The sequence below is a fragment of the Pseudomonadota bacterium genome, assembly GCA_039196715.1.
Lineage (GTDB): Bacteria > Pseudomonadota > Gammaproteobacteria > CALCKW01 > CALCKW01 > CALCKW01.
In genome coordinates this window covers 108212-132367 of record JBCCUP010000001.1, presented here as the reverse complement: position 1 = coordinate 132367, position 24156 = coordinate 108212, and the positions used below count along the sequence as shown (strand labels likewise).

The window sequence follows — 24156 nt, the reverse complement described above, 5'->3', positions numbered from 1 at the left end:
CCCCTCCACGCACACACTTTTGGGCTGCAGGAATCGACCATGTCGGAAAGCGTCGAACGCATCAATGAACGCCTCGCCAGTGACTACGAGGCGGGTTTCGTCACAGAGGTCGAGAGCGAATCTCTGCCGCCGGGCCTGGACGAGGACACCATCCGGGCCATCTCGGCGCGCAAGGACGAGCCCGAGTGGCTGCTCGAGTGGCGCCTCAAGGCGTTCCGCAAGTGGCTTACGCTGTCGGAACCCACGTGGGCGCACGTCGACTACCAGCCGATCGACTTCCAGGCACTCTCTTACTACTCCGCCCCCAAGGGGCAGGGTGATGGGCCCAAGTCGCTTGACGAGGTCGACCCGGAAATCCTGCGCACCTACGAGAAGCTCGGCATCCCGTTGCACGAGCAGAAGCGACTGGCGGGCGTCGTCGCGGTCGACGTCGTCTTCGACAGTGTGTCGATCCACACCACATTCAAGGACACGCTGGCCGAGGCCGGAGTCATCTTCTGCCCGATTTCCGAGGCGGTGAAGGAGCACCCGGAGCTGGTGCAGAAGTACCTCGGCACGGTCGTGCCGATCAGTGACAACTTCTACGCCTGCCTGAATTCGGCGGTGTTCTCGGACGGCTCCTTTGTCTACATCCCGAAGGGCGTGACCTGTCCCATGGAGCTCTCGACCTATTTCCGCATCAACGCGATGAACACCGGGCAGTTCGAACGCACACTGATCATCGCTGAGGAGGGCGCGAGCGTCTCCTACCTGGAGGGCTGCACCGCGCCCATGCGTGACGAGAACCAGCTGCACGCCGCTGTGGTCGAGCTGGTGGCGCTGGACGACGCGAAGATCAAGTACTCCACCGTGCAGAACTGGTACATGGGCGACGAAGAGGGCCGGGGTGGTGTCTACAACTTCGTGACCAAGCGTGGGTTGTGCAAGGGCCGCAACGCCCACATCTCCTGGACGCAGGTCGAGACCGGCTCGGCCATCACCTGGAAGTACCCGAGTGTGGTGTTGCGCGGTGACAACAGCGTGGGCGAGTTCTATTCGGTCGCGCTGACCCGCGGGCGGCAGCAGGCCGACACCGGCACCAAGATGATCCACATGGGCAAGAACACGAAGTCGACGATCATTTCCAAGGGCATCTCAGCGGCGCGCAGCGAAAACTGCTACCGCGGCCTCGTGCGCGTCGCGCCGACAGCCGAGGGAGCGCGCAATTTCACACAGTGTGACTCGCTGCTGATCGGCGACACCTGCGGGGCCCACACCTTCCCGTACATCGAGAGCCGCAACAACTCAGCGGTGATCGAGCACGAGGCGAGCACGTCCAAGGTCAGCGACGACCAACTGTTCCTCTGCCAACAGCGCGGCCTCGACACCGAGAAGGCGGTCTCGATGATCGTCAACGGATTCTGCAAGGAGGTCTTCCGCGAGCTGCCGATGGAATTTGCGGTGGAAGCCGGAAAACTGCTTGAAATCAGCCTCGAAGGGTCGGTTGGTTGACCTCTTCACCACGAGAACACGATCACATGCTCACCATCGACAATCTGCGGGCCTCTGTTGAAGACAAGGCCATCCTCAAGGGGTTGGACCTGCGCGTCGGCCCCGGCGAAGTGCACGCCATCATGGGCCCGAACGGCGCTGGCAAGAGCACGCTCTCGAACGTCATGGGCGGCCGACCCGGCTACGAGGCCACGGGTGGAGCGGTCACACTGGATGGTGTCGACCTGCTCGAACTCGAGCCCGAGGAGCGCGCGTACGCAGGCCTGTTCCTGGCGTTTCAGTACCCGGTCGAATTGCCGGGCGTCTCCAACATGGAGTTTCTCAAAGCCGCAGTGGAAGCCAATTGCGAGCACCGCGGCACCGAGGCGCCCAAGACACCGGCGTTCCTGAAAATGGCGCGCGACGCCTGCGCCCAGGTCAACCTCGATCCCGCGTTCCTCAAACGCGGTGTGAATGAGGGGTTCTCCGGCGGAGAGCGCAAGCGCAACGAGATCCTGCAGATGATCATGCTGCAGCCGAAGCTCTGCGTGTTGGACGAGACCGATTCGGGCCTCGACATCGACGCCCTGCAGGTGGTCGCCGACGGCGTGAACTCGCTGCGCGGGCCGGACCGCAGTTTTGTCGTGATCACCCACTACCAGCGCCTGCTCGACTACATCGTGCCGGACTTCGTGCACGTGCTGTCCGACGGCCGAATCATCAAGTCCGGGGGCAGCGAGCTGGCACTCGAGCTCGAGAAGAACGGTTACGGCTGGATCGAGCAGGAAGTTGCCTGACATGCACGACTCGTTCAAGAGCTCCGCCCTCGAGGCGGCGGCGCGTGTGCCCGCGGTGCCGTGGATGGCATCGCGCGATGCCGCGCGTGACGCTCTGGCCACGGTCGATCTGCCCGATCGCTCTGCCGAGAGCTGGAAGTACAACAACCTGTCCTCGGTCTACGGGCTGTCGGTCGCGCTGACCGCACCCGGCGACCTGGCCGTGGCGCAGTCGCTGGCGGCGGACGTGTTGGCGCTCGATGCCCCGGTCGTGGTGCTGCTCGACGGCCGCTTCTGCGCCGAGTTGTCGCGCCTGCCCGAGGGTGTTGCGGTGGCGCCGTTCTCGGCAGCCGACCCCGCCCAGGAAGTCCGTATTCGCGAGACCCTCGGCGCGCAGGCGCGCGCCCAGGGCCAGGCGTTCGTGCTGATGAGCGAGGCGCTCTCAGAAGACGGCGTCTGGGTCGATGTGGCCGATGGCGCCGCACTGGATCCGGTGCTGCACATCGTCAAACTGCGCACGCAAGCCGGCACCACGGCCCCGCGCGTGTTGGTCAACGTCGGCGACAACGCCAGGCTGAACCTCGCCGAACACTACCGTTACGCACCTGGCCTCGACACCTTCGATGTGCCTGTGACCGAAGTGCGAATTGGCGCAAACAGCGCTGTGCACCACTACCGCTTCGCGTTCGGCGAAGCGGGCAGCCGCCACATCGGCCGCGTCGCCACGCGACAGGCACGCGACAGCCGCTACCGCGCCTACCTGGCGGTCATCGGCGGTGACTTCAACCGGCTGGACTTCGGCCTGGATATTCAGGGACAGAACTGCGACAGCCAGCTGTTCGGTCTCTACATGTGCCGGGCATCGGAACACACCGACATCCACCTGGCCGTCGACCACGCGTTGCCGCACTGCGACAGCCAGGAGGTCTTCCGCGGGGTCGCTGCTCAACGTGGCAAGGCGGTCTTCAACGGGCGCATTCACATCCACCCGGATGCGCAGAAGACCAACGCCGAACTGTCAAATCGCAACCTGTTGTTGTCCCGCCACGCCGAAATCAACACCAAACCTGAGCTGGAAATCTACGCCGACGACGTCAAGTGCGCGCACGGTGCGACCGTCGGCCAGCTCGACCCAGAAGCGCTGTTCTACCTGCGCTCGCGTGGCACGCCGCTCGCCTCCGCGCGCTCGTTGCTGTCTTACGGCTTCATCAACGAGGTGCTGCTGGCAATGCCCGACGAGACGATTTCGGCCCTGGTGACGCCGCGGGTCGATGCGTTTTTTGCGGGTCTGACGGACGCCTAGGCCATGAGCACGGCACGGCACAGTGGCAGCAGGGCGTTCGACGTCGACGCCCTGCGTGCGGCGTTCCCGATTCTGCACACCGAGGCGCACGGGCGACCGTTGGTCTACCTCGACAACGCGGCGACCACGCAGAAACCGCAAGCCGTGCTCGACGCGCTAGACCACTACTACCGTGCCGAGAACAGCAACGTGCACCGGGGTGCGCACTACCTCGCCGACCTCGCGACCCGGGCCTTCGAGCGCACCCGCGAGCAGCTTGCTGCCTTTCTCAACGCCGAGCGAAAGGAAGAGGTGATCTGGACGCGCGGGACCACCGAGAGCATCAACCTGGTGGCGCAGAGTTGGGGTCGGCGCAACATCGGTGCGGGCGACCACATCGTGATCAGTGCACTCGAGCACCACGCCAACATCGTACCCTGGCAGATGCTCTGCGAAGAACGCGGCGCGGTGTTGTCGGTGATTCCCATCTCCGACGCCGGAGAAATCGACCTCGAGGCCTACCAGGCGCTGTTGCGCGGTCCGGTGAAGCTCGTCGCTGTCGCCCACGTCTCCAACGCGCTTGGCACCGTCAACCCGGTCGCCGAGATGGTGCGCATGGCGCGCGACGCGGGCGCGGTGACGCTGGTCGACGGCGCACAAGCGGTGGCGCACGTGCCGGTGGATGTCCAGGCGATCGGCTGCGATTTCTATGCGCTGTCCTCGCACAAGCTCTTCGGGCCAACCGGCCTCGGCGCCCTCTGGGGCCGCTACGCGTTGCTCGATGCGATGCCGCCCTGGCAGGGCGGTGGCGAGATGATCGAGCAGGTCAGCTTCGAGGGCACCACGTACAACGCGCCGCCGTTCCGGTTCGAAGCTGGCACGCCTGACATCAGCGGCGTCATCGCACTTGGCGCGGCGCTCGAGTTCGTCGCGTCGCTGGACGCCGAAGCGGCGGCGTTACACGAACACGACGTGCTGCGCTACTGCGTTGATCGGGCCCGTCAATGTCCTGGCCTGCAGCTCATTGGCGACGCGGCGGAGCGGGCCGGAGCAGTGTCGTTTCTGCTCGACGGTGGGCACCCGGCCGACGTTGGCACCTTGCTTGACCGACAGGGTGTTGCGGTGCGCACCGGACACCACTGCGCGCAGCCGTTGATGGCCCGGCTGGGTATTCCCGGCACGGTACGCGCATCCTTTGCGGTGTATAACACGCGGGACGACGTGGATGCGTTGTTCGCCGGCCTGGAAAAGGTCAAAACCTTCCTGTGATGGTAAGTGAGCATGACAGTGGACACCTGGCACCCCGATGACGCACAGCCCGAGCCGGTGCGGTTGACGCCGGCCGCGGTGGCGCACGTGCGCAACCAGATTGCACAACAACCCAGCGCCGTCGGTATTCGGCTCGGCACGCGCAAGAGCGGGTGCTCCGGTTTCATGTACCAGCTGGATTTTGTCGAGCAGCCAGACGCCGAGGACACGGTGTTCGAAACGGACGACGTGCGCGTGTTCGTCGATGCCGACAGCCTGAAACTTGTCGGTGGCACCACGATCGACTACGTGCAGGACGGCATCTCCCGTGTGATGCGGTTCAACAACCCGCATGCCCAAGACACCTGTGGCTGCGGCGAGAGCTTCTCCGTCTCATGATGGGCCACAACGCACAGCTCATCACCCTGAGCCGTGACGTGGACGCGCTGCTCGTGCCGCACGGCACTGAAGTCCGGCTGGCCGAAGGCTCGTATGTGCACCTCGTGCAGTCGCTTGGCGGTGCGTTCACCTTGATCGTGAACGGCAACATGCTGCGCGTCGACGGCAGCAACGCCGACGCGCTGGGCATGGAAGCCGAGGTCATGGAGTACGACACGCCCGCGGATGGCTCGGTCAACTCCGACGACCTCTGGCGCACGCTTGGCACCATCTACGACCCGGAGATCCCGGTTAGCATCGTCGAACTCGGGTTGATCTACATGGTTGACGTCGAGACGCTCGAGGCCGGTAACCGGGTGCACGTCGCAATGACACTCACTGCACCCGGCTGCGGTATGGGGCCGGTCTTGATCGAGGAGTGCCGGCTGCGCCTGCTGAAAGTCCCGAACGTCAACGATGTCACGGTGGAGTTGGTCTTCGATCCGCCCTGGTCGCACGACATGATGTCGGAAGCCGCCAAGCTCGAGCTGGGCCTCTTCTACTGACTGCTGCGGTGTGCAACGCGACCTGACCGTGACCCTCTGGACACACACGCTCTCGGAAGCGCAGCGGTGAGCCGGACACCCGACACAGTGCCAGCCTGGTTGCACGACAACCCGCTCGGCGTGTCCATCACGCCGGCAGACGTGCGTGATCGACTGGACCCGAACCTCGACTGGGAGGCGCGATACCGTGCCCTGATTGCGCTGGGGGACCTGTTGCCGGCGTTGCCGGATGCCGTGCGCATCGACATCAACCGTTTGCACGGTTGCCAGGCCGTGGTCTGGGTTGACCACGCCTTCGATGTGCGCACGCAGCGACTCTACCTGAGCTGCGCGACCGAGACCCGAGTGGTCGCCGGTCTGCTGGCCTGCCTGCTCAACGGATACAATGCACAAACCCCCGAGGTCGCTTCGGCTTTCGACGCGAAGGCACTGGTCGCCGACCTGGAGCTCGCGGGGCACATGGCAAGCGAGCGCAACAACGGTTTGCTGGCCTTCATTGGCCGTGCCCGCATGCTGGCGCACCGCTACGGGGTGGCGCGTCGGCCATCACCTGGACAACACCATGACGCCTGAGAGTGCAGCGCTGTTTCAATCCAACCCCTTCGGCCAGTCCGTGTCGCGCGACGATGTGGCCGACACACTCGGCTTCCTCGATGACTGGGAAGACCGCTACCGCTACGTGATCGAGCTCGGTCAACAGCTTGTGCCGTTGCCTGAGGCCGACCGCACCGAGGACCGGCTGGTCAGGGGGTGCCAGAGCCAGGTCTGGTTGATGGCACAGCACGCCGACAACCGGGTGTGGTACCTGATCGATTCCGACGCGCACATCGTGCGCGGTCTGGCGGCCATTGTGCTCAGTGCCTACAACGGCCGCACGCCCGAGGAGATCGCTGACTTCGACATCGAGGCGTGGTTCGAGACCCTGGACCTGGTCAATCACCTGAGCCCGACGCGCGGCAACGGCTTGCGTGCGATGGTCGCGCGGATGGTGGCCGCGGCGGAGACACCCGCATGAGCACGGCGCTCTACTACCACGACGCCTGTGTGCAGCACGACCAGGGTGCCGGCCATCCCGAGCAACCGGCGCGCCTGGCTGCAGTGCTCGACGCCCTGAAGCGCGATGGTCACTACGCACAGCTCGACGTGCGCACCCCCTCGCTGGCGGCGCGTGCCGACATCGAGCGCGCGCACCCGGCCGACTACGTCGACCAGGTCGAAGCAGCCTCGCCACGCAGCGGCCGGGTTGCGCTCGACGCCGACACGACGATCAACGCCCACTCGCTGACCGCGGCGCGCCACGCCGCCGGTGCGGCCGTCGACGCGGTTGACGCGGTGGTCGCAGGCGACGTTGATGCCGCCTTTTGCGCGGTGCGCCCGCCCGGCCACCACGCTGAACGCACCCGGGCGATGGGCTTCTGCCTGTTCGGCTCTGTGGCCATTGCAGCCAAGCGCGCGCTCGACGTCCACGGCCTGAAGCGGGTGGCGATCGTGGACTTCGATGTACACCACGGCAACGGCACGGAAGACCTGGTCGAGCACGACCCGCGTATCCTCTTCTGCTCGAGTTTTCAGTATCCGCACTACCCGGGGTATTACCGCGACAATATCGACGGCCAGCGGGTCAACACACCGCTGGCCGCAGGCAGCGACGGTGCGGCTTTTCGCGAGGCGGTGCGCGCACACTGGTTGCCGGTCCTTCAGGCGCAGCGGCCAGAACTGATTATCGTGTCGGCCGGATTCGACGCGCACCGGGCCGACCCGCTCGCCTCGCTGAATCTCGTTGAAGACGATTTCGCGTGGATCACGCGGCAGGTGCTCGACCTCGCCGACGCACACGCAGGTGGCCGGGTCGTGTCGATGCTCGAGGGCGGGTACGACCTCGCCGCGTTGGGGCGTTCTGCCAGCGCGCACGTCAAGACGCTGCTGGAGCGTTGAATGCGGCTTGACCACCTCGTCGTTGGGTGCACCGACTTGGTGCAGGGCGAAGCCTGGCTCGCTGAACGACTGGGTGTCGCGGCCTCGGGCGGCGGTGAACACCTGCAGTACGGCACGCACAACCGCCTCTGGCGTCTCGATGGCCACCGTTACCTTGAGTTGATCGCATGCAAACCGGGCGCGAGTGCAGCTCAGACCCCGCCCTTCGGCTTGTCGCAGTCGGCCGTGCAGGCCCGGCTCGCAGAGCGCCCCCGTCTGCTGACCTGGGTTGCCCGTGTCGACCCGGGCGATGACGTCGCGCGGGTTTGGGCGGCCTGTCCTGGCCTGGCGGAGCCCGTTGCCGTCCAGCGCGGGGATTTTCACTGGCGCCTTGCCATCGCAGAGGACAGCGGGCTGTGCGACGGCGGTGCGGTTCCCCACCTGATCTGGTGGCAACCGCCGCACCCGACCGACGTCCTGCCGCCGCTCGGTCTCGCGCTCGACGCGCTGTGGCTGAACACGCCGGAGCGCGGCCGGCTCGCGCCGATCGCCGCGCTGCTGACCGGTGAACCCGTGACGGTTGTGGACGGACCACAGGGCCTTGTCGCTCGAATCCGCACCGATCAGGGGCGAGTCGAGCTCGATTGATGCGCCTCGACCGGTATCTGTGCGGTTCAACCGGTGACAGCCGGAGCACCGTGCGCACCTGGATTCGCGCCGGTCGCGTCACACGCAATGGCACCGTCGCCACGCGCCCGGCCGAGCCCGTGTCGAACGGCGACTGTGTCAGCCTCGACGGTACCGTGCTCGTGCTGCGGGGACCGCGCTACCTGATGGTGAACAAACCCGTTGGCACCGTGTGCACAGCGGCACACGCCGACCCGCGCAGCGTGCTCAACTGTGTACCGATTCAGGCGGGTGCGCGCTTGCAGTGTGTCGGCCGTCTGGACATCGACACGACAGGCTTGCTGCTGCTGAGTGACGACGGACAGTGGAACCACCGGGTCAGCCGGCCGGGGCGGAGCACCAAGGTCTACCGTGTGGCGCTGGCGGCCGCTTGGACGGACCAAATGCTCGACCATTTGTGCACGGGTGTTCAACTGCGCGGCGAGCGGCGCCTCGCCGTGGCCTGCGACGTCACGCCGCTCGGCCCCGACAGCCTCCGCGTCACGCTCGACGAGGGGCGCTACCATCAGATCAAGCGGATGCTCGCGGCGGTGGGCAACCGTGTGGTCGGCCTGCACCGGCTGTCCGTCGGTGCGCTCGCACTTGATGACAGTCTTGCGCCCGGTGCGTGGCGTGAGCTGACCGAGATCGAGCGCTGCCGAGCCGAAGGGCTCGATGAGGCGGCATGCCAAGCCCGGAGTGACCCGCAATAACCGCGCGATTGTGCAACATAGTGCTGAATCTGCGCACAACTTGAATATTGCAGCTCTGGAATATTTCTGGTCGGAGTGGGGCCAGTATAGTATCCTTTCAGCACTGATAAGTTCAGGGCGTGGAACTCTCGACACGCGAGTTGGTCGATATTGTGCAAGCTGGGTACGCACACCGCGCGGCTTAGTACACACGGCACCTGCCCACGGACTACCCCCAAATTCCCAACGAGATCTCAGAGGCTCCTCCCATGGCCAGAAAACCCCGAATCCACGTCCCTGGTGCGCTCTACCACGTGATGTTGCACGGCGAGAACGGCAAGAAAATCTTCAGCACCGACGCAGACCGCAAGTACCTCGAAGCCCTCGTTGCCGAGGGAGTACAGCGCTTTGGCCACAAAGTGCACGCCTACTGCTTCCTGCCCGACCGTCTCCACCTGGCGATCCAGGTCGACAAGACCAGCTTGTCGAAAATCATGCAGAACCTGTCGTTCCGCTATACGCGTTACTACAACAACGCGCGAAACAGCCAGGGTCAGCTGTTTCACGGTCGCTACAAGGCGATCCTCGTCGACGCCAAATCCTACCTGGCCGAGTTGGTGCGTTACATCCACCACTCTCCGGCGCGCACCGGCGCATCGCGCAAGCCGGATACGTTCAAGTGGTCCAGCCACAAGGCCTACCTCGGCACAGCGAAATCGGATTGGCTGACGCGTGGTGACGTGTACGACACCTTCGCCAAACGCGAGCCGACGGCCATCAAGCGTTATGGTGAGTTCTTCGCAAAGGGCGCGGGCGAGGGCGTTCGGGATGACCTCGAGCGCGGCAACGACGGTGCGGTGTTGGGCGACAAGGCCTTCCAGAAGCAGGTGCGCAAAGCACCGGCCAAGAAAGCGAAGCCGGTGAGCCTCGACAAGCTGGTCAAGCACGTTCTGAAGGAAGAGGGCCTCAAGGAGGCCGCGCTCGCGAACCCGAGCCGCGCACGGGCTGAGAGCCTGGTTCGTCAGATCATCAGCTACCTCGCAGTCGAGCTCGAGTCCGCGTCCCTGACGGACGTCTCCAACCGCTTTGGCCGTGATCTCACGACCATGAGCCGCAACCTGCGCAACTTCCGCGACCGTCTGGAGCGCGACAGCGCGCTGGCCAAGAAGGTCGCTGGCTACCGCAAGGCGCTCGCGAAGTAAGGCGCTGAGCAGTGCCGACAACCAGGGCGCTCGACAGAGCGCCCTTTTTTTGTGCGAGCCGGTCAGTTGTTGCGCTCGGGGTGCAGCCAGCGGTGCAGCACCGGCGCCCCGACAATCACGAGCACGATTCGCGACAGGTGCAAGGTGACGACGTAGCTCAACTCGGCACCGGCGACGATTGCCAGCACGGTCATTTCCGCCTGGCCACCGGGCGAGAAGCCCAACAGGGCATCCGGCAGCGGCGCGAGCCCGTGCGCGAGCACGACCTGCACGACCCCGGCCGTCAACGCCGCCGACAGCAGGCAATAGCCAAGCGCTGCACTGACGATCTGGCGAAGTTCCCGCACTGTGATGCCGACGTAGTGCACGCCAACGCTCAAGCCGATGACGAACTGGGCCGCGAGGATGGCCTCACGCGGCGGACGTTGGTCGACCACGCCTGCGAGCGACAGGATGGCTGTGAGCACCAGAGGGCCGAGAATCGTCGCACCGGGCATGCCGAGCCGCTTGCCGAGCCACCAGCCGCCGAGCGCGCAGGCGAGCAGGATGCCCAGTTGACCGAATGTGAACGTGGTGGCGGGCGCGCCCGGTGGCTGATCGAGCGCGACACCCAAAGGGCCGGTAAGCAGAAAGGGCAGGGTGGCAACCACGACCGCGAGGCGGGTGGCGTGCGCGAGCGACAGAGCGCGGGGGTTGCCACCGGCCTCGATACCGAACAACAGCATGTCCTGAAGCCCACCGGGCATCGCCGCGTAGAACGCAGTCGGGCGGTCGAAGCCGTGCCAGCGGAACCAGGGCACGCCGGCGGCAGCGATCAGGACTGTCAGCACGAGCACCAAAACCACCGAAGCCGCGTAGTCCGAAGCCTGCTGCAACACGGCCGGCGTGATGCTTGCGCCGACGGCGACGCCGAGCACAGTGCGCAAGGTCGCCGCAGTGCGCGGCAGCCCGGTGAGGTGCATGCCGCCGAGGGCACACACCAGGCAGATCAGCAATGGGCCGATCAGCAACGGCAACGGCAAGTCGAGTACCGAGGCCAAAACAGCCCCGATGCCGGCAATCAGCACGGTTTTGGCCGCGCCCCTGAAGGGCCATGCCCCGTGCAGCTCAGTTGTCATCTGCCATGCTGGCGTTGGTTTGCCCTGTTGTCGGTGCCTGCCGGTGCGCGTGCCGTGCCAATGGTCAGACCGCTCGGCAGTGCCCCACGTCGGTGGTATTCTGCGCCCCGGTAGCGATGTTGAACAGAGGACAGCGCCATGACATCTGCAACGCCTGCAAACGACCCCTTCGCGCAACTGGCCGCGAACGTTGCAAAACCGTTCGACAGGGCGTCCGCGATGCCGCCCTCGGTTTACACGTCCAACGCCTTTCTCGAAGCGGAACTCGAAAGCGTTTTCAAACAGGACTGGTTTTGCGCCGGGCGTGCGAGTGCGCTGTCCTCGATCGGCGACTACACGACACTCGAACTGGCCGGGCAACCTGTGGTTGTGCTGCGTGACAAGTCGGGCGAGCTCCGGGCCCTGTCAAATGTTTGTCTACACCGCATGTCGACCTTGTTGCACGGCCGCGGCAACACGCGGCGAATCACATGCCCCTATCATGCCTGGACCTACGGGCTCGACGGCAAGCTGATCGGCGCACCGGCCATGGGCCAGAACCACGCCTTCTGCAAGACCGACATGGCCCTGCCGGCCGTGCGCTGTGAAGAGTGGCTGGGCTGGATCATGGTATCGCTCAACCCCGCCGCATTGCCGGTTTCCGAGGCGCTCGCGGAAGTGGAATCGTTGGTCGGCGACTATGACATGGGTGCCTATGTCGAAACCTTCTTCGAAACCCACGTCTGGGACACCAACTGGAAGGTGTTGGCGGAAAATTTCATGGAGAGTTACCACCTGCCGGTGTGCCACGCCGGGACCATTGGCGGCCTGTCCAAGCTCGATGAGATGGTCTGCCCACCAGGCTTGAGCGCGTTCAACTACCACACGATTCTCAAGGATGACCGACTCCAGATCGCCTTGGCGCATGACAACAACCAGCGCCTGCAAGGCGAACGGCGGCGAATGACCTACCTGCTCGCGATCTACCCGAGTTTGCTGATCACACTGACACCCGGGTATTTCTGGTACCTCTCGCTGCACCCCGAGGGCGTCGGACGCGTGCGCATTGCGTTCGGGGGTGGTATGTCGCCTGATTACGTTAACGATCCCAACGCCCAAGCGCATTTTGCCGAGTTGAAGGACTTGCTGGATCGGGTCAATGTCGAGGACCGTGGCTGCACGGAGAAGGTGTATCGTGGCCTGTGCTCGGACTATGCTGCCCCCGGCCCACTGTCGCATTTGGAGCGCCCGAATTACGACTTTGCCCATTATTTGGCGAGTCGTGTGAACCAGCCAGTTGGTGTGCGCTCGTGAGCCACGAACGGCTGCGGCCCTTCAACACGCGTGACACCTATCCGGAACAGAACCTCGACAATGACCTCAGTCAGGGCGTGGTGGCGCGCGGGCGGACGGTGTTTCTGCGCGGGCAGTGCCCGCAGGATCTGGACACGGCCGAGTCCGTGGCCAGCAACGACCCGGTCGCACAGACGCACAAGGTCATGCAGAACATCGTTCAGTTGATTGGCGAAGCCGGTGGCACGGTCCAGGACCTCTGCAAGCTGGTGGTGTACATCACCGACGTGCGGCACCGGGAAGCGGTCTACCGCACGATGGGTGAGTACATTCGGGGTGTTCACCCGTGCTGCACGGGGCTGGTGGTGGTCGCGCTGGCACGACCCGAGTGGCTGGTGGAAATCGACGCGACGGCCGTGATACCCGACTGAGCCACCCGGTGGCGCCTCAACGCAGAAAACTGTGATGAACTGCACAACCTGTCACGATCTGTGCGTATAGCGTGTGAAACACCGGGCCGCTTGCCCCGGCCGCGCTGACGCCACCTCTGGAGACCTCGATGACCCGAATTCTGTGCAGTGCCGTGTTGTTTGCCTGCAGTCAGGCTGCGCTGGCCGTGGTGTGCCCCGACGGCACCATCGTCGCCGGCACGCAGTGCTACCTGGCACCCGATGGCACCTACGTGGGAGGCCAGTCCGCGCGGCTCGCGCCGGATGGCAGTTACGTTGGTGGCGACACGATTTCGATCGCGCCGGACGGCAGTTACCTCGGCGGCAAGCACCGTCGGCTGTGCCCGGATGGCAAGTACCACGCTGGTAAACGCTGCAAATTGATGCCCGACGGTTCTTACGTCGGAGAGTGAATCGGAACGCGCGAATAGCGCGATTCGCGGGTTGTCGCGCGCTGGCCTGTGAAGAAATCTTTACGATACTTTTGCGCGATCTGGTCGTAAGCTCTTAATGCGGGCAAAACAGCGCCCGCACGGGAGACAGCACATGGGCGGTATTGAGAAGTTGAAAAGGCAGCTCGAACGGTGGGGCAGACGCGCTTTGCAGACCGGGCTTGCAGTTGCCGTGTGTGCCACCGCGACCACACTGCAGGCCCGTGACCGCGCGGCGCCGTCGGTGTTCCCCGACGCCCACGTCGTCGGTCAAGCGAGTTTGCAAGTGCTGTTCTGGGATGTGCTCGACGCCACCTTGCGCGCACCCAATGGCGAGTATGACCCTGCCAGGCCGTTCGCACTGACGCTGTCTTACCGCCGCCGCTTCAACAGCGACAAGCTTGTCGAAGCGTCCATCGAAGAAATGGCGGCGCACCCACGCAGCGACGCGCAGGCGCTGGAGCGCTGGGAGGCGTCGCTCAGTGCGATCTTCCCCGATGTCGAATCGGGCGACGAGCTCACCGGTATCAAGAATGCGCGCGGCCACACGGAGTTCTTCTTCGGCGACGAGCGGATTGGCGAGGTTCAGGACGCCGCGTTCACGCAGGCGTTCTTCGACATCTGGCTCGGTGAAACCACGTCGCGTCCGGATTTCCGCGACGCCTTGCTCGGTCGCGCGTTCTAGCACCGAGCTCCGTGGACGACGGCGCGGCCGGTGGCCGTATCAATCCGGTGAATCGATGGTTTCCCGAACGAGCCGCCAGGCCGTGTCCAGGTGTGCGGTGAGGGCGGCCTCAGCTTCGTCCGGGTTTCGCTGCAGGATGGCCGTGTAGATCGCCTCGTGTGCGAGGTAGTTGGCCTGGTCGTGCTCCGGCGCGCAAGGCATGCGGGACCAATGAGGCTCCAGCCATTGCGTCAGCCCGCGGTGCAGCGCGGTGAAGATCGGGTTGCCGGTGATGGCGTACAGCACGCCGTGGAAGTCGATGTCCGTTTGAAAGAAGAGGGCGGTGTCACCGATTGCATCCTGGTTGGCAGCCAGGGCCGTACGCAACTGGGTCAGGTCCTCGTGGCTCGCAGACAGAGTGGCCTGCCTGACCAATCCGCGTTCGATGAACACGCGTGCCTGGTAGACGTTCTGAGCCCCGCCCGGTTGGCCCAGCAGCTGATGCATCACCGCGGCGGTGGTGGCGAGCAGCGCGTCGGCGTTGGCGCGTTGCACACGCGGTCGGTGGCGGGGTGAGGCCCGAACGAGCCCACGGTGCGTCAAGGCCGTGATCGCCTCGCGCACAACCGAACGGGAGGCACCGAACTGCTGCATCAGCGCGCGCTCGGACGGCAGAGGGTCGCCGTCGGCGAGGACGCCTTCAGCGATGTCGGCCTCGATGCGCGTAATTATGGTGTCGGCGGCGCGGCCTTCGCGGTTGGGTGTGTCCATGCGTATCAGCGACCCATCCAGCCGCCGTCAACCGTGAGGATCTCGCCGTGCACGTAGTCCGACGCGGCGGAAGCGAGGAACACGGCCGGTCCGCCGAAGTCGGCCACACGGCCCCAACGGCCCGCGGGGATGCGATCCAGGATGGCTTTCGAGCGCACTGGGTCGTCTCGCAGTGCCTGGGTGTTGTCGGTGGCAATGTAGCCCGGCGCAATGGCGTTGACGTTGACACCGTGCGGTGCCCACTCGTTCGCCAGCGCCTTGGTCAGCTGGCCGATGCCACCTTTTGACGCGGCGTAGCCCGGCACGGTAATGCCGCCCTGGAAAGTCAGCAACGACGCGGTAAAGACGATTTTCCCGCTGCCGCGCGCCACCATGTGGCGACCGATTTCGCGGCTCAACACGAACTGCGCACTGAGGTTTGTCTCGACCACGGCATCCCACAGTGCATCGTCGTGCTCCGCTGCGGGTTTGCGCTCGATCGTTCCGGCATTGTTGAACAGGATATCCGGTGCCGGTCCCGTCGCCACCAGGGTGGCGGCCAACGCGCGCACGGCGTCTCGGTCACGGAAGTCGCACTGGTGTGCCGTGAAGGTGCGCCCGAGCGCAGTGACAGCGGACTCGACCTCGCTGCCGGGCGTCAGACTCGCGCTGACGCCGATGATGTCCGCGCCAGCGGCCGCCAGGGCTTCAGCGATACCGCGGCCGATGCCGCGTTTGGCGCCGGTGACCACGGCGAGCTTGCCGTCGAGGCTGAAGGGGTTCGGATTGTTCACACGGTCTCCTGAATCTGGATCAGGCTCTTCAGCGCTGTCGGGCTGCTGTCGAGCGACTCGAAGGCGGCCTGGATGTCTGCCAGGGGCTTCACGTCCGTGATGATATCGTCGGCTGGAATGCGCGACGCCGCAAGCAACGCGATCGCGCGTTCGTAGTCTTCGGGCTCGTACACCCGCACGCCAATCAACTGCAGCTCGCGCCAGAAGAACTGGAAGAGGTCGACTTCCGGTTTCTTCGCGTGGATGGCAACCATGACAATGCGCGCGCGCGTCGCTGCACAGGCGGTCATTGCATCGACACCCGGCTGCGTACCCGAGACTTCGAACACGACGTCCGCGCCTTTGTCACCGGTGCGTGCGTTGATTTCCGCGGCGAGATCCGCCCGGGATGGGTCCACGGTGTCAAAACCCAGTGACTGGACGATCTGCAGGCGGTGCGGGTTGACTTCCGACACCACCACTGCGGCCCCGCTCTCGCGTGCCACCAATGCGACCAGCACACCGATCGGGCCGCCGCCAATCACCAGTGCGGTTTCGCCGTCCGTGAGGCCTGACATCCGCACGTCGTGGCAGGCGACGGACAGCGGCTCGATCAGCGCTGCGTGGTCGAGCCGCATCGATGCGGGCAATGTGTGCAGGGTGTGCGCAGGTACCTGCCAGATTTCCTGCATCGCGCCGTCGGTGTCGAGGCCGAGAAAATCGAGCGTGTGGCAGATGTGCGCATGCCCGGCGCGGCACGCCGGACAGTCGCCGCACGCGGCCAGCGGCCTGACGACAACGGTGTCGCCCACGTTGACGCTCGTGACACCGTCACCAACCGCGTCCACGGTGCCGGACATTTCGTGGCCGATGACGCGTTCAAAACCGACCCGCGCGTCCATGTTGCCGTGGTAGACGTGCATGTCCGTGCCGCAGATGCCGCAGTAGGCCACGCGCACGGCGACGTGGCCATCGGCGAGTGCCGGCAACGTGCGTGTGCTCACTTCGAACTGGCGGTTGCCGCGGTAGAAGGCGGCCTGGATGGTCGATGACATGGTTTCTGGCCCTGAATGGTGTCGTGGCGATCAAACGGTGTGGTCGTGCGCGGCGTGCAATGCGTCCCAATCGAAGGTCACGCCGATACCGGGTGCATTCGGCGCGACGGCGAGCGTGTCCTCGACTACCAGCGGCCGCGTGGTGTAGCGGTCGATCGGGAAACTGTGGACCTCGAGCCAGCCGGCGTTGGTCTGCGCTGACACGAGGCTGACGTGCAATTCCTGCATGCCGTGGCTGCACGCCGGGATCCCGGCGGCGCGGGCGCGCTCGGCCACGCGCAACCACCCGGTGATGCCGCCGCAGTTCGAGGCGTCAGGCTGGATGTACGCCAGGCTGGCATCGCGAAACGCGTACTCGAACTCGTGCACGGTGTGCAGGTTTTCACCCATGGCCAGCGGCACGCCGGTGGCCTCGGTGATCCGCCGGTAGCCGAGGTAGTCGTCCGGTATTGTCGGCTCTTCAAACCAGAGGATATCGTGTGCTGCGAAGGCGTGGGCGGCGTCAATGGCCTGGTCGACGCTGAGCGCGTAGTTGGCGTCGACCATCAGCGCGCGCGACGCACCGAGCAGCTCGCGGACCGCTGCAACGCGACGGACGTCGTCAGCCAGTTCCGGCTGGCCAACCTTGATCTTGACCGCATCGAAACCGCGTGCAAGGTAGCCCTCGGTTTGGGCCAGGAGCTTGTCCAGCGGGAAGTTGAGGTCGATGCCGCCGCAGTAGGCGTGGCAGCGGTCGGCGGCGCCGCCCGCGACCTGCCACAGCGGTTGCGCCAGGCGTTTGCACTTGAGGTCCCACAGCGCGATGTCCACGGCGGACACCGCGAAGGACACGATGCCACCGCGACCGACGTAGTGAAGGTACCATTGCAGGGCGTCGTGGATCGCCTCGACCGGTTCAGCGGGTTGGCCCAGCAGCTGGCCGACCACGTCGTGTTCGATCAGGCTGGCGATGGCGCGTCCGCCGCGGCCACCCGTGTAGGTGTAACCCGTGCCCACGCGACCGTCGGACAACGTCAGGGTCACGGTGATGAGCTCGAAGTGGGTGTGATCGCCGTGCTTCGCATCGGCGAGGACCTCATCGAGCGGCAGGCAGTGGCGTGCAACGGCCACGTCCCGGATGACAGCGCGGGTATCGCACGGCATTTTGGTCAGACCAAATTTACGGGTTCTGGTAAAGGCTACCTTATTTCCCGATCAAATGCTGATTTTGGTAGTACGATAAAGTCCATTGTGGTGCAAGCGGCCGCGGGCCCAACGAAGCAGGTCATGACGGATTACAAGCCGATTCGACACATTGGCTGTCTGGGCGAGGTCATGATCGAACTCGCGCTGCAGACGGCCGACACCGCCGCGGTTGGCGTGGCTGGTGACACCTTCAACACCGCAGTGTACCTGCGCCGTGAACTCGACGGGCAGCGCTCGGACACGGCGCTCAGTTACGTGACCGCGCTCGGCGACGACCACATGAGCGAGCGCATCCTGCAGCGCATGCGGCAGCACGGCCTGGGCACCGACTATGTCGAACGGCGGCGCGGTGCGGCGCCGGGCCTCTACGCGATCGAGACCGATTCGGAGGGCGAGCGGCGATTCAGTTACTGGCGCAGCGCCTCGGCAGTACGCTCGCTGTTTCAGGCGCCAGCCGACGTCGACGTGTCGTGCCTGCACGCGTTTGATCTGATCTATCTCTCCGGTATCAGCCTCGCGGTGCTCGCGCCTGACGTGCGCGCAGCGCTGCTCGACACGCTTTCGGCCGCCCGTCAGCGCGGCACCCGCGTGGCCTTCGACAGCAACTACCGCCCACGGCTCTGGCCCTCGCGCCGCGTCGCCCAGGAAGCGATGTCGGCGATGTGGGCCGCTGTGGACATCGCACTGCCCTCGGTCGACGATGAAATGGCGCTCTTCGGCGATGACGACGAGGATGCGGTCGTCGCACGGTTGCACGCGTCAGGTGTGACCACCGGCGCGCTGAAACGCGGTGCAGCTGGCCCGTGCGACCTGGACCCGTGCGGCGACCCGACCGCGGTGCACGCCGAGGCGCCTCGGGTGGTCGACACCACTGCCGCGGGCGACAGTTTCAATGCCGGCTGGTTGGCCGCGCACGCCGTCGGCGCGCCAGCGTCGACGTGCCTGGCGGCCGGGCATGCCCTGGCGAGGCAAGTGGTCCAGGCGCGCGGTGCCGTCGTGCCGACCGATCTGGTGCTGCCCGACCTGCTCGACGGCCGCGACGCGTGACGGGCTTTCGCCTACCCTGTGTCCAGCACGATGCGGAGGGGGAGGGACCATGAGCAAACCCGTGGCCTTGGTGATTGGCGGCGGCAGTGGGATTGGCGCGGACGCCGCTCGGTGTCTGACCGAGAACGGCTTCGACATCGCCGTGATGTCCTCGAGCGGCAAGGGTGAAGCACTCGGCACCGCGCTGGGCGGGATCGGTTTCACCGGCTCGAACCTGAACGACACTGACATCGAGGCCTGCGTCAGCGGCACCCACGCCCATTTCGGGCGGCTGGACGCGGCTGTCAACTGCACCGGCCACGGACCGAAGGGGCCCTTGCTCGCCCTGTCGGATGCCGACTGGCAATCCGGCATGGACACCTACCTGCTGAACGTCGTGCGGGCGGCGCGGCATCTCGGCCCGCTGATGCAGGCGCAAGGCGGTGGCAGTATTGTCAACGTCAGCACCTTTGCCGCGTTCGAACCCGACCCCGATTTTCCGACGTCTGCGGTGTTCCGGGCCGCACTGGCGAGCTACGCCAAACAGTTCGCCGACCAGTTCGCCGTGCACGGCGTGCGCATGAACAACGTCTTGCCGGGCTTTATCGACAGCCTGCCGGAAAAACCCGATCGCGTGGCGCGCATCCCGGCCGGCCGGTACGCGCAAGTGCGCGAGCTCTCCGAGGCCGTGGTGTTTCTCGCGTCAGCGAAATCGAGCTACATCACGGGGCAGAACCTGCGTGTGGACGGCGGCCTGACGCGCTCGGTCTGACCCGCATCAGCGCGGCGTCAGGGCGGCTGCGTGCATTATGCCGCACCTCGTTGGCCAGGCTCTGGCCAGCGAGACACGAGCTTCAGTACACTCGCGGCATTGCGGTGGCAGGATTGAGACATGACCTTCTCCATCGTGGCTCGATGCCACGAAACCGGCATGCTCGGGCTGGCGATCACGTCCAGTTCTCCGGCGGTGGCAGCGCGCTGCGCCTACGCCCAGGCGGGCGTGGGTGCCGTGGCGTCCCAGAATGTCACCGACCCGCGGCTCGGGGTGCGTGCGTTGGCCCTGTTGTCCCAAGGGGCGACGAGTACCGAGGCCGTCGCCATCCTCGCGCGCACGGCACCGCACATGGCCTACCGCCAGGTATTGGTGGTCGACGCAGCTGGGCGGTCTGCGGCCCATTCCGGTGCCAACGCCCTGGGCACCTGGAGCGAGGCTCGCGCGGACCACGTGGTCTGCGGTGGCAACCTGCTCGCCAACCCGTCGGTGCCGCAAGCCATGGTCGATGCGTTCGTCGGCAGCGCAGGCCACCTCGGTGACCGACTGTTGCAGGCGCTGGCGGCCGGGCGCGACGCCGGCGGTGAAGCGGGCCCGGTGCACTCCGCCGGGCTGAAACTGGTCCGCGAGGTCCCCTGGCCGGTGGCAGACTTGCGCGTGGATTGGTCTGACGGCGACCCGATCGCCGAACTGCACGCGCTCTGGCAGCACTACCAGCCCCAGCTCGAGGATTACGTGACACGGGCGCTCGACCCGTCCGCCGCGCCGAGCTACGGCGTCGCCGGCGATGAGTGAGCGGTGGGGGAACAGCCGATGAAGGTCAACGAATACGCGCAGGCGCACAACGTCGATCGGCGATCGGATCAGGCGCGCAGACCGTCGCAGCGGCCCACTCGGCGACCGGCGAAAACCGGCACCGCTGGGCTCGCGGCAGAACACTACACCGACGAGGCGATCATGACGGCCGAGCGTCGCTCCGTGTTCGCGCGGGGCTGGACCGCGCTGTGCCGGGAGGATGAGGTGCCCGTTGCAGGCAGCTTCCTCGCGACGCATCTGCACGAGGAGCCCGTGGTGGTGGTGCGGGATCGCGGTGGCAAGGTGCGTGTGCTGTCCAACGTGTGTCGTCACCGCGGTATGTTGCTGGCCGAGGGCAGCGGCGTGTCGAGGCGCCTGAGTTGCCCGTACCACGCCTGGGCCTATGACCTCGACGGTCGGTTGATCGGTGCGCCCCTGATGCGCGAATGGGTCGACTTTGACGCGTGCGCCTTGACCCAATTTCAGACCTGGTGCTGGGGTGGCTTTGTGTTTGCCAACCCCAGTGCAAACGCGAAGCCGCCGGTGTTGCGCAGGCTGGATCAGAGCATTGCACCCTACGCGATGGACGGCTTCCACCTCATAGACGTGTTTGAAGAGGAGTGGCCTTGCAATTGGAAGTGTCTTGTCGAGAATTTCATGGACGCCTACCACCTGTCCGTGGTGCACCCCGAGACGCTGCACCCTCTGACACCCAGTGCGTTGAGCCGAATCGATGTCAGTGGCAAGCACTTCACCAGTTACACGGCACACTATGCCAAGACGGCACCGGCGCGAAAACGCGGCTCAGCTGCATTGTCTGATGACGAACGCAAGCAATCCAGGCTGTTCTGTGTGTACCCCAGCATGGTCGCGTCGGTGTCGGCGGATACACTGGCTTTCCTGATGTTGCAACCGGCATCGGCAGACCGTGTTCGGGTGCGCTGGGGCCTGTCGAGTTTCGAAGCCAAACTCAGCGCGCGCGAGCGTCGGGAGCGGGTCAGCAAGTGGCAGGACATCAATGCCGAGGACCATGCCGTCCTGGCCAGGTTGCAACAGGGATTGCAGTCAGCGATGTACAAACCCGGCCCGCTTGCGCCACCGGATCTCGAAGGCTGCATCAGCGAGTTCCACCGCTGGTACCGCGACGCCTTGCAGGCCTGAGGTTGCTGCACGTCGAGGCTCAGTGGGTGCGCAGCAGCTCGAGCAGTCTGGACATCATCTCATCGCAGCGCGCGAGCTGAGACTTGCTGACGAACTCGTCGGGTTTGTGCCCCTGGTCCATCGATCCGGGCCCGCAGATCACGGTGTCGATGCCGAGTGCTTCGCTGAACAGGCCGCCCTCGGTGCCAAACGCCACCTTGATGTCGCGGTTGCCGTCGGTCAGCGACTTGACCAGTGCCACGGCTTCGCTGTCGGGCGCGGTGTTGAGGCCCGGGTAGCTGAAGCGTTCGACGATGTCGATAGCCGCTTCGGGGAAACGTGTCTGGTGCGCGGCAACCAGCGTGTCGCACGCAGCGCGAAGCCGCTGCAGGATCACCGCTGGATCGTCGCTGGCGAGGTTGCGAATCTCGAAGTCCACCGTGGCCTCGTGCGGCACGATGTTGAGCGCGGTACCGCCTTGCAGAACGCCGACGTGGAGCGTCGTGTACGGCACATCGTAGGCTGGGTCGCGCGCGCCGTCGGCGACAATCCGGGCTTGTTCGGCGCGAATCAGCTCGACGAGGTCGGTCGCGAGGTGGATGGCGTTCAGCGCGTTCGGTGCCAGCGCTGAATGGCCCGCGCGCCCCGTGCACGTTGCCCGCAGCGCCACCTTGCCTTTGTGCCCGGTGGCGATGTTCATCGAGGTGGGTTCGCCGACAATGCACAGTCGCGGGTGCTGTGGCGCGTCGGCCATCACATCGATGAGTCGGCGCACGCCGATGCAACCCACCTCTTCATCGTATGACAGGGCGATGTGCAAGGGCGTTTTCAGTTCGATATCGGCCGCTGCCCGGGCCGCGTTCAGCGCGCAGGCGATGAAGCCCTTCATGTCGCAGGTGCCGCGGCCGTAGAGGTGGGTGCCATCGTCCGTGAGCCGGAAAGCCGGGTGCTGCCAGTCTTGGCCATCGACGGGCACGACGTCCGTGTGGCCGGACAGCATCACGCCGGCTTTGTCCTCCGGACCGAGCGTGGCGAAGAGGTTCGCCTTGCTGCGCTCGGCGTTGTAGACACGTTGTGTGCGTGCGCCGCACGCCTGTAACAGCGATTCGCACCAGTCGATCAGTGCGAGGTTCGAGTCTCGACTCACCGTCGGGAATGCGATCAGTGTTTCTAACAAGGCCTCGGTGGCTGTGGTCATGCGGTACGTGCTCGTCGGATGGCGTCGGTTCGGGTGCGGGCGCCGGGCACCCTGTCGGTGCACAGGTGCACCCGGTGAGTGCACCGCACTCAGGTCCCGGACAGCGCTTGCAGGGCCGTGATTGGCCCATGAATAATGAGCGGCAGGCACCCTCAAGCGAGACGCGGTCCGATGGCGACTGGCTGGCAGTTTAACGAACTGTACCTCTGGCATGACACCCTGAGTTTCAATCAGTTCTTTCGCCCGGGGCTGCAGATCCAACCGGGGGAGCATGCCGAGCACCCGGAAACCAAACGGCGCATGCGCAACCTCATTGACGTCGCCGGTGTGCTCGATGAGCTCGTGTCGATCCGCGCAACGCCTGCGCCGGACACGGCATTGCTGCGCTTTCACACCGAGCATTACCTCGAGACGCTCGAAGCCTTGAGTGCCGGCGAGGGCGGCGAGGTGAGCCCGAGTACACCGATGGGCCCGGGCAGTTTCGACATTGCCCGGTTGGCCGTGGGCGGCGCCATTGCGTCCGTGGACGCGGTGCTCGACGCACGGGTCGACAACGCCTACGCCTTGCTGCGGCCTCCCGGTCACCACGCCCTCAGCGACCAGGCAATGGGCTTCTGCCTGCTCGGCAATGCCGCCCTTGCGGTACACCATGCCAGGGCAGCGCGCGGGGTCGGTCGCGTCGCTGTGGTCGATTGGGACGTCCACCACGGCAACGGCACCGAGGCCGCATTCTACCGGGACCCGGACGTGCTGACACTCTCGATCCACCAGGACAGCCTGTTTCCAATTGCTTCGGGCGCGCGTGAAGACACCGGCGCTGACGCGGGTGTCGGCGCCAACATCAACGTGCCGCTGCCCGCGGGCAGCGGCGGCGGAGCCTACCTCGAGACACTGGAACGCGTGGTGTTGCCCGCTCTCGCGCGCCACGCACCGGAGCTCATCGTGGTCAGCTGCGGGTTCGATGCGTCGGCGATGGACCCGCTGGGCCACATGATGCTGAGTTCGGCGGATTTCCGCGCGATGACACTGCGGCTGCTCGATGTGGCAGCGCAGGTGTGCGACGGGCGCGTAGTGATGCTGCACGAGGGCGGCTATTCGGCGCCGTACGTACCCTATTGCGGCCTCGCCGTGGTCGAAGCACTGAACGGCCGCCAGTCGTCCATTGAGGACCCGTGGCTCGGCGACATTCCCCACTACGGTGGACAGGCGATCATGCCCCACCAGCGCGCAGTCATTGACGCGGTGTGTGCGGTGCACGCATTGTAACGCTGTGTCGGCTGGCACGGGCGACGACCAGCGCCAACCCGTGGCCGGTTGGGCCCCTCACTCCGGGA

General features: G+C 65.5%; 27 protein-coding genes. 21 read left to right on the top strand and 6 right to left on the bottom strand.

Translation table 11 applies throughout. The features are described 5' to 3' along the window. The first annotated feature begins 39 nt into the window (after nucleotides 1-39). The 12 genes from sufB (at nucleotide 40) to AAGA11_00575 (ending at nucleotide 10194) form a co-directional block, all read left to right on the top strand. Entirely contained in the window at nucleotides 40-1491 is a 1452-nt protein-coding gene (gene sufB, locus AAGA11_00630) for a Fe-S cluster assembly protein SufB (GenBank protein MEM9601339.1), read from the top strand. Between the two features lie 26 nt (nucleotides 1492-1517). Then, nucleotides 1518-2267, top strand: coding sequence for a Fe-S cluster assembly ATPase SufC (gene sufC, locus AAGA11_00625; GenBank protein MEM9601338.1), 750 nt, complete (start codon nucleotides 1518-1520; stop codon nucleotides 2265-2267). A gap of 1 nt (nucleotide 2268) precedes the next feature. Then, on the top strand, nucleotides 2269-3549 hold the full coding sequence (gene sufD, locus AAGA11_00620) for a Fe-S cluster assembly protein SufD (GenBank protein ID MEM9601337.1): 1281 nt from the start codon (nucleotides 2269-2271) through the stop codon (nucleotides 3547-3549). A gap of 3 nt (nucleotides 3550-3552) precedes the next feature. Further along, a complete protein-coding gene (locus tag AAGA11_00615) occupies nucleotides 3553-4797 on the top strand; it encodes a cysteine desulfurase (GenBank protein MEM9601336.1) in 1245 nt (414 codons plus the stop codon). Nucleotides 4798-4809: 12 nt separating this feature from the next. After that, entirely contained in the window at nucleotides 4810-5175 is a 366-nt protein-coding gene (locus tag AAGA11_00610) for an iron-sulfur cluster assembly accessory protein (GenBank protein MEM9601335.1), read from the top strand. Then, a complete protein-coding gene (gene sufT, locus AAGA11_00605; protein ID MEM9601334.1) occupies nucleotides 5175-5720 on the top strand; it encodes a putative Fe-S cluster assembly protein SufT in 546 nt (181 codons plus the stop codon). Before AAGA11_00610 ends, sufT begins: the two co-directional genes overlap by 1 nt. 66 nt (nucleotides 5721-5786) lie before the next feature. Beyond that, on the top strand, nucleotides 5787-6293 hold the full coding sequence (locus tag AAGA11_00600) for a SufE family protein (GenBank protein MEM9601333.1): 507 nt from the start codon (nucleotides 5787-5789) through the stop codon (nucleotides 6291-6293). Further along, complete coding sequence (locus tag AAGA11_00595) at nucleotides 6283-6735, top strand: SufE family protein (protein ID MEM9601332.1); 453 nt, start codon at nucleotides 6283-6285, stop codon at nucleotides 6733-6735. Before AAGA11_00600 ends, AAGA11_00595 begins: the two co-directional genes overlap by 11 nt. After that, complete coding sequence (locus tag AAGA11_00590; protein MEM9601331.1) at nucleotides 6732-7655, top strand: histone deacetylase family protein; 924 nt, start codon at nucleotides 6732-6734, stop codon at nucleotides 7653-7655. The genes AAGA11_00595 and AAGA11_00590 overlap by 4 nt, the downstream gene beginning before the upstream one ends. Next, nucleotides 7656-8282 (top strand): VOC family protein, encoded by a 627-nt coding sequence (locus AAGA11_00585; protein ID MEM9601330.1) that lies wholly within the window; start codon nucleotides 7656-7658, stop codon nucleotides 8280-8282. It abuts the gene before it with no gap. Next, complete coding sequence (locus tag AAGA11_00580) at nucleotides 8282-9013, top strand: pseudouridine synthase (protein MEM9601329.1); 732 nt, start codon at nucleotides 8282-8284, stop codon at nucleotides 9011-9013. Before AAGA11_00585 ends, AAGA11_00580 begins: the two co-directional genes overlap by 1 nt. 248 nt (nucleotides 9014-9261) lie before the next feature. Beyond that, on the top strand, nucleotides 9262-10194 hold the full coding sequence (locus AAGA11_00575; protein MEM9601328.1) for a transposase: 933 nt from the start codon (nucleotides 9262-9264) through the stop codon (nucleotides 10192-10194). Nucleotides 10195-10256: 62 nt separating this feature from the next. Here AAGA11_00575 and AAGA11_00570 read toward each other — a convergent pair whose 3' ends face one another. Continuing rightward, nucleotides 10257-11312 (bottom strand): AbrB family transcriptional regulator, encoded by a 1056-nt coding sequence (locus AAGA11_00570; GenBank protein MEM9601327.1) that lies wholly within the window; start codon nucleotides 11310-11312, stop codon nucleotides 10257-10259. A 138-nt stretch (nucleotides 11313-11450) separates the two neighbouring features. On the opposite strand from AAGA11_00570, the gene AAGA11_00565 reads away from it, so the two are divergent. From AAGA11_00565 to AAGA11_00550, 4 genes are all read left to right on the top strand, one after another. After that, on the top strand, nucleotides 11451-12605 hold the full coding sequence (locus tag AAGA11_00565) for an SRPBCC family protein (protein ID MEM9601326.1): 1155 nt from the start codon (nucleotides 11451-11453) through the stop codon (nucleotides 12603-12605). Further along, entirely contained in the window at nucleotides 12602-13015 is a 414-nt protein-coding gene (locus AAGA11_00560) for a RidA family protein (protein MEM9601325.1), read from the top strand. The genes AAGA11_00565 and AAGA11_00560 overlap by 4 nt, the downstream gene beginning before the upstream one ends. Before the next feature lie 128 nt (nucleotides 13016-13143). After that, nucleotides 13144-13446 (top strand): hypothetical protein, encoded by a 303-nt coding sequence (locus tag AAGA11_00555; protein ID MEM9601324.1) that lies wholly within the window; start codon nucleotides 13144-13146, stop codon nucleotides 13444-13446. Nucleotides 13447-13579: 133 nt separating this feature from the next. After that, a complete protein-coding gene (locus AAGA11_00550) occupies nucleotides 13580-14149 on the top strand; it encodes a chalcone isomerase family protein (protein ID MEM9601323.1) in 570 nt (189 codons plus the stop codon). Between the two features lie 39 nt (nucleotides 14150-14188). Here AAGA11_00550 and AAGA11_00545 read toward each other — a convergent pair whose 3' ends face one another. From AAGA11_00545 to AAGA11_00530, 4 genes are read right to left on the bottom strand one after another with little or no spacing between them, the layout of a single operon-like run. Next, nucleotides 14189-14899 carry an FCD domain-containing protein gene (locus AAGA11_00545; protein MEM9601322.1) on the bottom strand — a complete coding sequence of 237 codons (711 nt, stop codon included), beginning with the start codon at nucleotides 14897-14899 and terminating at the stop codon, nucleotides 14189-14191. Nucleotides 14900-14904: 5 nt separating this feature from the next. Beyond that, nucleotides 14905-15672, bottom strand: a complete 768-nt coding sequence (locus AAGA11_00540) for an SDR family NAD(P)-dependent oxidoreductase (protein ID MEM9601321.1) — start codon at nucleotides 15670-15672, stop codon at nucleotides 14905-14907. Further along, a complete protein-coding gene (locus tag AAGA11_00535) occupies nucleotides 15669-16706 on the bottom strand; it encodes an alcohol dehydrogenase catalytic domain-containing protein (GenBank protein MEM9601320.1) in 1038 nt (345 codons plus the stop codon). The genes AAGA11_00540 and AAGA11_00535 overlap by 4 nt, the downstream gene beginning before the upstream one ends. A gap of 30 nt (nucleotides 16707-16736) precedes the next feature. Beyond that, the gene (locus AAGA11_00530; protein MEM9601319.1) at nucleotides 16737-17849 is read right to left on the bottom strand and encodes a mandelate racemase/muconate lactonizing enzyme family protein; all 1113 of its coding nucleotides are present in this window, start codon (nucleotides 17847-17849) and stop codon (nucleotides 16737-16739) included. Between the two features lie 123 nt (nucleotides 17850-17972). On the opposite strand from AAGA11_00530, the gene AAGA11_00525 reads away from it, so the two are divergent. From AAGA11_00525 to AAGA11_00510, 4 genes are all read left to right on the top strand, one after another. Next, nucleotides 17973-18938 carry a sugar kinase gene (locus AAGA11_00525; GenBank protein ID MEM9601318.1) on the top strand — a complete coding sequence of 322 codons (966 nt, stop codon included), beginning with the start codon at nucleotides 17973-17975 and terminating at the stop codon, nucleotides 18936-18938. A gap of 49 nt (nucleotides 18939-18987) precedes the next feature. Further along, on the top strand, nucleotides 18988-19689 hold the full coding sequence (locus tag AAGA11_00520) for an SDR family oxidoreductase (GenBank protein ID MEM9601317.1): 702 nt from the start codon (nucleotides 18988-18990) through the stop codon (nucleotides 19687-19689). A gap of 120 nt (nucleotides 19690-19809) precedes the next feature. Continuing rightward, nucleotides 19810-20484 (top strand): DUF1028 domain-containing protein, encoded by a 675-nt coding sequence (locus tag AAGA11_00515; protein ID MEM9601316.1) that lies wholly within the window; start codon nucleotides 19810-19812, stop codon nucleotides 20482-20484. A gap of 18 nt (nucleotides 20485-20502) precedes the next feature. Continuing rightward, entirely contained in the window at nucleotides 20503-21645 is a 1143-nt protein-coding gene (locus tag AAGA11_00510; GenBank protein MEM9601315.1) for an aromatic ring-hydroxylating dioxygenase subunit alpha, read from the top strand. 19 nt (nucleotides 21646-21664) lie between these two features. Here the strand turns inward: AAGA11_00510 and argE are convergent, their stop codons facing one another. After that, on the bottom strand, nucleotides 21665-22822 hold the full coding sequence (argE, locus tag AAGA11_00505) for an acetylornithine deacetylase (protein ID MEM9601314.1): 1158 nt from the start codon (nucleotides 22820-22822) through the stop codon (nucleotides 21665-21667). A 171-nt stretch (nucleotides 22823-22993) separates the two neighbouring features. Between argE and AAGA11_00500 the strand changes: the two genes are divergently transcribed. Beyond that, the gene (locus tag AAGA11_00500) at nucleotides 22994-24088 is read left to right on the top strand and encodes a class II histone deacetylase (protein MEM9601313.1); all 1095 of its coding nucleotides are present in this window, start codon (nucleotides 22994-22996) and stop codon (nucleotides 24086-24088) included. Nucleotides 24089-24156: the final 68 nt, after the last annotated feature.